The 8440-nt window shown below is 65.6% G+C and carries 1 protein-coding gene; it reads right to left on the reverse strand.

Going from position 1 to position 8440, the window contains the following annotated elements:
* Positions 1-8440 (reverse strand): DUF4214 domain-containing protein (locus HA052_RS26525; RefSeq protein WP_166454348.1); only part of this gene is annotated, 8440 nt, incomplete at both ends.

Here is an 8440-nt window from a genome sequence, read left to right on the forward strand (position 1 = left end):
CACCACCCCGCCGCTGCCCTCCTGCGGCACCGCGCTCACCCAGCGCTCCGCCTGCACCAAAGCCTGGTCCCGCGCGTTCACCATCTTCGGCTGGTAGGTCGCCACCCGCTGGTTGCGGCCGTCGTATTCGCTCACTGTCAGCCGCAGGCCGCTGTCCGGCCGGTTGATCGCCGCCAGGATCTGATCACGGCTCAATTGCCGCAGGTCCACGCTGTCCGATTCGATCTGCAGCGTGGCGTTGCCGTTGGCGTCGTACAAATAGGCGCGGGTGACGCCGCCGCTGTTGTTCCGGAACACCCGGCCGGCGCCGTCGTAGTCGGCGAACTCCTGCCACGCGCCCTTGCCGTTGGCGCTGGTACGTTTGCCGTCAATTTCGCCGTAGGCGTTGTAGCGCGTCTCGAAGCGCATCCTCGTCGCCTGGTCCCGTCTTTCGGTCTGACGGCCGGCCGCGTCGTAGCGGTAGCCGGTCACGTCGTTGACTTCGCTGCCGTCGGCCTGGCGCCGCGCCCGCTGGCTGCGGGTCAGTTGACCGGCGGCGTCGTAGTCGTAACGGATGCCATTGCCCATCGCGTCGGTCTGGCTCAGTAGCCGGCCGCCGGCGCCGTATTGATAGCGCACGATCTGGTCGTCGGCTTCGCTGGCCTCGTCCAGGCCGCGGCGAATCTGGCGGCTGAGCTGGTCCAGGCCGTTGTATTCGCTGTCGCTGGTCGGCCGCACGCTGCGGCCTTCGTAGTCGGTATAGGCGGCATCCTGACGTCGGGTTTCCCGGCCTTGCGCGTCGTAACGCCAGTCGGTGACCTGGCCGGCGGCGTCAGTCTTTTGCATCACCTTGCCCAGCGCGTTGTACTGATAACGGGTCGTGGCGGTTACCGTAAGTTGGGTTTTGCCGTCGGCGCTGGCCACTTTGAGCTTGAGGGTGCGTTCCGCGCTAATCCGGCCCATCCGGTCGTAGTCGGTTTCGCGCACGCGGTCGTCGGCGTGGGGCTTGAGTTGCTGACGCAGCGTGTCCAACGGGGTGGCGCTGTCGTAAGCGCCGCTCAGGGCGCTGGCGTAGCGGGTTTCGCGGATGGCCCGGCCGGCGGCGTCGTAGTCCCAGGCGGTGACGTAGCCGGCGGCGTCGACGCTCAGCAGTTTGCGGCCGGCGCGGTCGTAGTAGTGACGTTGGCTGCCGCCGCGGGCGTCAATGCTTTCCATCAGGTTGCCGTTGGCGTCGTAGCGCTGGCGGCTGATCAGGTCTTGGGTCGCCACTGTGTACTGGCCGCTGGCGGCGTCGCGTTGGCCGACGCTTTGTCCCGGCTGGCGGGTTTCGATCAGGCGGTTGTTGCCGTCGTAGTCGTAGCGGGTTTCGCGGACGTCGGCGGAGGCCGGCGCCGGCACGCCGCCGTCGGCCGGCAGCCCCACCAGACGGGCGTAAACGCGCTGCGCCTTCACATTGCCCGCCGCGTCGTAGTCCCACTCGCTGAGCACGCCGTCGCCGTTGCGCTCCGCCGTTTTACGCCCCAGCGCGTCGTAGCGGCTGCGGGTGATCTTGCCGTTGGCGTCGGTGAATTCGATCTGACGGCCGGCGGCGTCGTAGCGCCAGCTTTGGCTGGGGCTGACCGTGGCTTCGCCGCCGTCCAGGGTGTAGACCGGCAGCGCGTCGCTGGTCTGGCGGATCAGCCGATTGTTCGCGTCGTATTGGTAGCGGGTGGTGCGCTGCTCCGGCTTGCCTTCGGCTTCCACTTGCAGCGTGCGGTTGCCGAAGCCGTCGTATTCGAAGCGTTTGACGATGCCCAGCGGACTGGTCTCTTTGAGCACCCGGCCCTGCGCGTCGTGGACGTAGCGATAGCCGCCGTTCAGTTGGTTGGTGTAGGCGGTCTTGTTGCCCAGGCCGTCGTACGCCATCTTCTCGACACCGCCCTCGGCGTCGGTGATCGCCACCTGACGGCCCAGCTTGTCGCGGAGAATAGTGGTGACGGCGTCTCGAGCGGGCTCGGCCGGGATCATCGGCCGGCTTGCGGTCTTGAGCGTGGACACATTGACCCGATTGGCATGGCGGCTGATGCGCAGCACGTCGCCAAACGCATCGTACTCGGTCGTGGTGGCGCCGCCTTCGGGATCGATGTGCAGGGTCTGGCGGCCGAGCGCGTCGTAATAGTTGTAACCGCTGTAGCCGCGCGGGTCGGTGATCTTTATGGCCTTGCCGAAGGCGTCGTATTCGGTGACGGTGACGCCGCCCAGCGCGTCGGTTTCGCGGATCAGCCGGCCGAGCAGGTCGTAGTCGCGGCGGGTGGTGCGGCCGCCCGCGTCGGTTTCGGCGACGCGATTGCCTTGGGCGTCCAGTTGATAGCGGGTGGTAGCGGCCAGCTTGCCGCCGTCGCCGCGGGTTTCCTGGATCAGGCGACCGGCGGCGTCGTAAACGCTCCGGCTAACTTGATCTTGGGCGCTGGTTTTGATTTGAGCCAGCACGCTCCAGTCGTTCAGCGCCTGACGTACGTCCAGCGCGGCCGGACGTTTGAGCGCCAAGCGCCAGCCCATCAGATATCTGACCAACTCACCCCGGCTTCTGCCCTTTGACCCCAGGTTTTCCTGCCAGGTGGCTTTTTCAGCCTCGGACGGGCTACGCGTGGCAATCCGGCGAAACGCCCAATCTATGAAGCCGGCCTCATCCAATTTGCCGTATCGTTTTTCGAACTCTGGGCTGCTGAGCAGAGCTTGCGCCCGCTCGCTTTGACTCGCCGCTCTGGCATTGAGCTCATCCAGGTTTGCCGGAGCCCGTCCCAGGACATAAGCGTACAGGCGCTTATTGTAGTCCGCCCATTCTGCGTTGGCCGCCGCGCTGGTCTTGGCATCCGCTTCCGGCCATAGCCGCTGGGCGTAACGCCGCGTTTCCGTCACTTGGCCCGCCGCGTCGTAGCGGTAGGCGGTCACATAGCCGCTGGCGTCCACGCTATGGCTCAGCCGCCCTGCCGCATCGTATTGCTGGCGGCTGACCTGATCGCCATTGTGGTAGCCGGTGCCCTCCGCCAGCACGCGCCAGTCGTTCAAGGCCTGGGCAATGGCGGCGGACGGCGCCACCTGCTGTACATCGGCCTGCTGCAGCAGGCTCCAAAAAACGCCGCCACGGCTTTCGCCCTTGTCCAGCCGCGCTTTGGCCGCCTCCAGTTCTTGCGCGGTGCCGGCTCGGCTGTACACCGTCTGGTAGATCCAGGCGGCGAGCTTGGCGTTGTCTAGCTTGCCCACTCGCTTTTCGAATCCGGCGCTCGCCATCAGTTCGCTGGCCCGCGCCGCTGGGTCCGCCGCGGCTTTGTCGTGCAGGGCGCTGGGCGAGTCCGCCGCCCGACCGTACAAATAGGCGTACAAGGTCTGATTGACCTGCATCCAGGCCAGGTTGGCTATGCTCCGGTTGGCGTGCCGACGCGTCTCCACGATATTGCCCAGCCCATCGTAAGTGCGACGGGTGGCGTAGCCTTCCGCATCCACGCTGAATACGGCGCGGCCCGCGGTGTCGTAGGCAAAGAACTCTTTACGGTCGTTAGCCGAGCGCAGGATGTAGCCGCTGCCATCCGCCGGGGCTTGGTCAGCACGGTCTATCCGCGCCGGCATCTGATTGATGACGGTCTTTTTTTGCACCGGGTTGGCGTATTGAATCCGCTGTTGCAGCTGGCCGGCCGCGTCGTACTGATATTCGGTGGCGTAGCCGCGCGCGTCCCGGCTCAGCTGAAGCCGCCCCAGCGCGTCGTACAGTTGGAATTCCGCCCGATCCGAGCCGCTCATCACGAGATAGGCGCTGCTTGGCGCTCCAGTATCCGGGAGACTTCCCAGCCTGGCGACGGGCTGGCCGTCGCTGATCGTCCCTCTCACGCCCCTCGCATAGCGCGTGGTCCAGGCCAGGTTGCCGCTTTTATCGTAGCTGTAATGGGTCAGGTAGCCCTGGGGATCGATCCGTTGTTGCAGCCGGCCGGCTTTGTCGTAAACCCGCCGTTCGGTTTGGTCCGCCGCGCTGGCCTTCAGTTGCGGGCCAAGATCGGCCAGGTTCTCTACTGAGGCGAGAACGCCTGGTTTGAGCGCCTGGGCGTAACGGGTGGTGCGCAGTATGCGCCCCTCGGCGTCGTAACGGGTTTCGCTGACATAGCCCAACGGGTCGACGCTATACGTCTGCCGCTGATTGGCATCGTACGCATAGCGCGTCACCTTGCCGCCGGCATCGGTCTTGGACGTCACATTGCCGTTGCCGTCGTATTGGTAGCGGGTGCTGAGTTTGAGGCCATCGGGGTCCACCGTCTCTCTTACTCGTCGGCCGGCATTGTCGTATTGGTATTCGGTGGTCTTGGCCTGAGGGCTGCCGGCGGCTTCGGTCACGCGGATCCGCCGTCCCTGGCCGTCATAATGGTAGGCGGTGAGGAGTTTGAGGCCGGTGGCGTCGCGCACGGTTTCAATCACGCGGCCATTGCCGTCGTAACGGGTCTCGCTCACGCTGCCGTTGGCGTCGATCTGTCTCTGCACCCGTCCGCGGCTATCGTATTCCGTGCGGGTGCTTAGGTTCAGGCCGGTCGGGTCAATCGTACGCTGCAAAACACGGCCCACCGCGTCGTAAACGTAGACGGTGCGGATGCCGTTGGCGTCAAGGCTTTCAAACAGGCGCCCGGCGCTGTTGTAACGCCATTGTTCGCCGTAGCCCAGCGGGTTGTTTTGACGGATGAGACGGCCGTCGCGGTCGTATTGGTAGGTGGTGGCGTGACCGCGCCCATCGGTCACGATGACGATCTCGCCGTGGCCGTTGCGCTCTGTGACGGTGGCGATGCCGTTGGCGTCGGTGACGGTCAAGCGGCCGGTCTTGTCATCATAGACGGTGGTGGTGACGGCGCCCAGCGCGTCGGTCTGGGTCAGCGCGCGGCCGAAGGCGTCGTAGACGCTGCGCCGCCGGCCGCCCAGAGCGTCCTGGCTGACGATTTGCCGGCCCAGTTTATCGTATTCGCTGCGCTGAACCTGCCCTTGCGGATCGGTCTGTTCCAATGCGCGGCCAAAGGCGTCGTAGCGGGTGTGCTGCAGCAGCTTCAAGCCGTCGGCATCGTCTTGCTGCTGGATATTGAGGCCGCGGCGGTCGTACAGCAATTGCTGGCGGCCGCCGTCCAGCCGGGTGTGGTCCTGGCGTTCGCCAAAGGCGTTGTAGCTCCAGCGATCCGTCACACGTCCCAAGGCATCGGTCTGGCTGGCCAACGCGCCGCGCCGGTCGTAGCCATAGCTTTGGCGGCTGAAGCCGGCTTGGGCGAGTGAGGCCAGCAGCGGGGTGAGTTGGGATTGCGGCCCGCCGTTCAGGCCGGCCAGCTGCGCCGCGCTAAGCCGGCGCTCATAACTCAGTTGTCCTACGATTTGGCCGAAGGCGTCGTAGCGGGTGTCGCTGACTTCGCCCAGCGCATTGACGATGTGAGTCTGGAGGCCGGCTGCGTTATAGAAGTAAAGGGTGCGTTCGCTCTGGCCGTCTGCCCCGTTGGGGCGAAGGGTGGCGATGCGTTGGCCGGCGGCGTTGTAGTAGTGGCGGCTGCCCCAACGTTCCCACACGGCGTCCACCCTGGCTTGGCTGGGCGTTCCGCCCAGCGCCGCCAGCGCTTGGGCGCCTTCGCCGGCCAGTTCTGCGGTCAACCGGCCCTGTTTGTCGTAACGTTGCAGTTGGCTGCGACCATCCGTCCCCGCCTGGCGGGTGGTCCGGATCAGCCGGTCTTGGCTGTCGTAGGCGTAGCTGGTGATCAGACCATCGGGTTGCCGGACCTGGCGAGTGAGCCGGCCGGCGGCATCGTACTCATAGAGCAAGCCTTGGTCGTTGCCATGGACGGCGGGACGGCGCGCGGCCAGGGTGGCCCCGGTTTTAGCGCGGTTGGCGTAACGGATTTGTTGTTGGACGCGGCCGGCGGCGTCGTAGCGGGTTTCGCTCAGATAGCCTTCGGCGTCGACTTCAGCCACTTGCTGACCACGGCCATCGTAATAATAGGAAGTGGTCTGGTCTTGGGCGTGGGTCTGCGGCCGCAGCGCGCTCAAACCGCCGGCCGCGCGTTCTGCGCCGGCGGTCGCGTTGGCGTAACGAATGGAAGCAAGCCGTTGACCGACGCTGTCGTAACGATGCTCGATCAGATAGCCTTCGCCATCCAGTTCCGCCTGCAGCCGCCCCGCCTCATCGTAGAACCGGCGTTCGGTCCTATCTTGCCCGCTGGCGGCAACGCGGGCATTGGCCTCATTGAGGCTCAGCTCGCCGTCACGGGCTTGCAAGGCTTGTTGTTTCTTGGCGCCCAGCCACGCGGCGTAGCGAGTTGTGCCGATGATCCGGCCACTGCCGTCGTAATGGGTGTCGGCGACCGCCCCGCTGGCGTCGATGCTGCGCGCCAGACGCCCGGCGGCATCGTAGAGCAGGTGTTCAATGCGGTCGTCCGCGTGACCTGTGGGGCGCAAGGCGTCCAGCGTCCATTGCGACGGATCAGCGTTCAAGCGGCTCAAGTCGATGCGATTGGCGTAGCCGGTTCGGCGGATGAGTTGGCCTGCGGGGTTGTAGCGGTATTCAATAAGCGCGCCGGTGGGATCGATGTCCGCCTGCTTGCGCCCTTGCGCGTCGTAAAGCTGGTATTGCCGTTGACCGGTGGGATCGGTGCTGCGCAGCAGCCGGCCCATGGCGTCGTAGAGATAGTGGGTGCTGCCCAGCGGGCCCCCGGCGTCTTGTTCGGTTTGGGCGATCAGCCGGCCGGCGCTGTCGTACTGCCTTAGCGTGCTCAGGCCGTTGGCCAGGGTGACCTGGGTTTGCCTTTGCGCGTCGAGGTAAACGGTAACGGTGCTGTTGCCCAGCGCATCGGTCTGCCGCGTCAGGCGGTTAAGGCCGTCGTAACGGTATTGCACGCTGGCGCCGCGGCCATCCCATTGTTGCAGCACATTGCCGTTCTGGTCGTATAGATAACGGACTCTTTGCTCGCTGCCGTCGCGCAGCCCCTGGCCCTTGGCGTCTAGCTGGGCATAACGCACGGTTTCACTGACCAGGCCTCGCAAATCGTAAACGCTGTCGCTGCGTTGGATCTGCGCCGGCGGCTGGCCGGCCGCCCAGGCCGTCAGTTTGGCGGTGTCGGCCTTCTGCTGACCTGCGCTGTTCAGATAGCTCAGCTGGCTGACAGGCCGGCCCAGTGCGTCATAGCGCCATTCGGTGACGCCGCCGGCGGGGTCGATCCGGAAACGCAGCCGGCCCTTTTCGTCGTAAGCGTAGCGCGTCGTCTGCGCGCCGTCCGGGACTTGCGAGCCCGCGCCGTCCGGGTCCAGCCCGGTATGGCGGGTTTCGCTGAGCAGCCGGTTGGCGGCATCGTATTCCCGGAGCACGGTCTGGCCCAAGGCGTCTCGCTCCAAAACGCGGTTGCCTTGTCCATCATATTGGTAGTGGGTGGCTTGTCCGCGCGCGTCGGTCAGGCGCAGCAAGCGCCCTTGGGCATCATAGCTTGCGCGCAATTGAAGCTGCCCGCCTCTGCCGGCTTCCAGCAAACGGCCTTGCGCGTCATAACGCCAAGTGCTCTGCAAGCCGGCTGCATCCGTGATGGTGGTCTGTTGCTTGCCCACGTCGTAGTCGAAGCGGGTGCGGCGCACCACGCCATCGCGGTCGATATCGCGCACCTCCGCCACCCGCCACTCGTCCTTGACCTGGCTGTAGCCAAACTCCAGGCGGCTGCCGTCGCTCTGACTCAGGCTGGCCAGTCGGCTGGAATTCCCGTCATAGGCATAACGGGTGATGTAAACCTTGCCGTCATTAATACGGCCGTCTTCCGGGCTCAGGTCGACGCTGACGCTGCTAAGCCGCTGTTGCGCATCGTAGCCATAGCGCACCCGGGTACGGGTCTGGCTGGCGCCGTTCTCGGTCCACAAGGTCCGCAACTGCGTGATATTGCCTCGGGCATCGTAGTCTATGGCCAGTTGCTCGCCGCCCGAGCTGTCCAGCCGCACCACCCATCCGGCGGCGTTGTAAACCACTTGCAGGGTTTTGCCGTCGCGGTCGCGCTGCAGCAGCAGCCGTCCGCCCGCCGCCGCGTCGTAGGTTTCAGTGGTCTGGCTCGCGCCATCGGTCCAGGTCCATTGCTGACGCGCGGCATCGTAGCGCAGCAGATCGTCGGCTCCTGGTCCGTCCTGCCCCACATACGCCTGGCGGGCGACATCGTAGCGGTAGGTCACGGCGGAGCCGTCTTCGCCAATACGGCGCACGGTGCTGCCCGCTTGGTTGAATCCGCCTTGGCGGCCGGTCACCTGACGCGCGGCGCCCAATCTCCAGACGCCGGGGTCCTCTCCGACCTGACCTTGGCTGTTGTAAGTGCGCAGCAAGCTCAGATCGAGACCGGCGCTCTTCAGGAATTCGTCGCGTTGTTGCAGCAGCAGATTGCCGTTGCTGGCGTTGACATAGACCTTCTCGCCGCTGCGGCCAAAGGCGGCCTCCCCCAATTGCCCC

Origin of the sequence: Chromobacterium fluminis (genome assembly GCF_011602385.1) — a bacterium.
GTDB classification, from domain to species: domain Bacteria; phylum Pseudomonadota; class Gammaproteobacteria; order Burkholderiales; family Chromobacteriaceae; genus Chromobacterium; species Chromobacterium fluminis.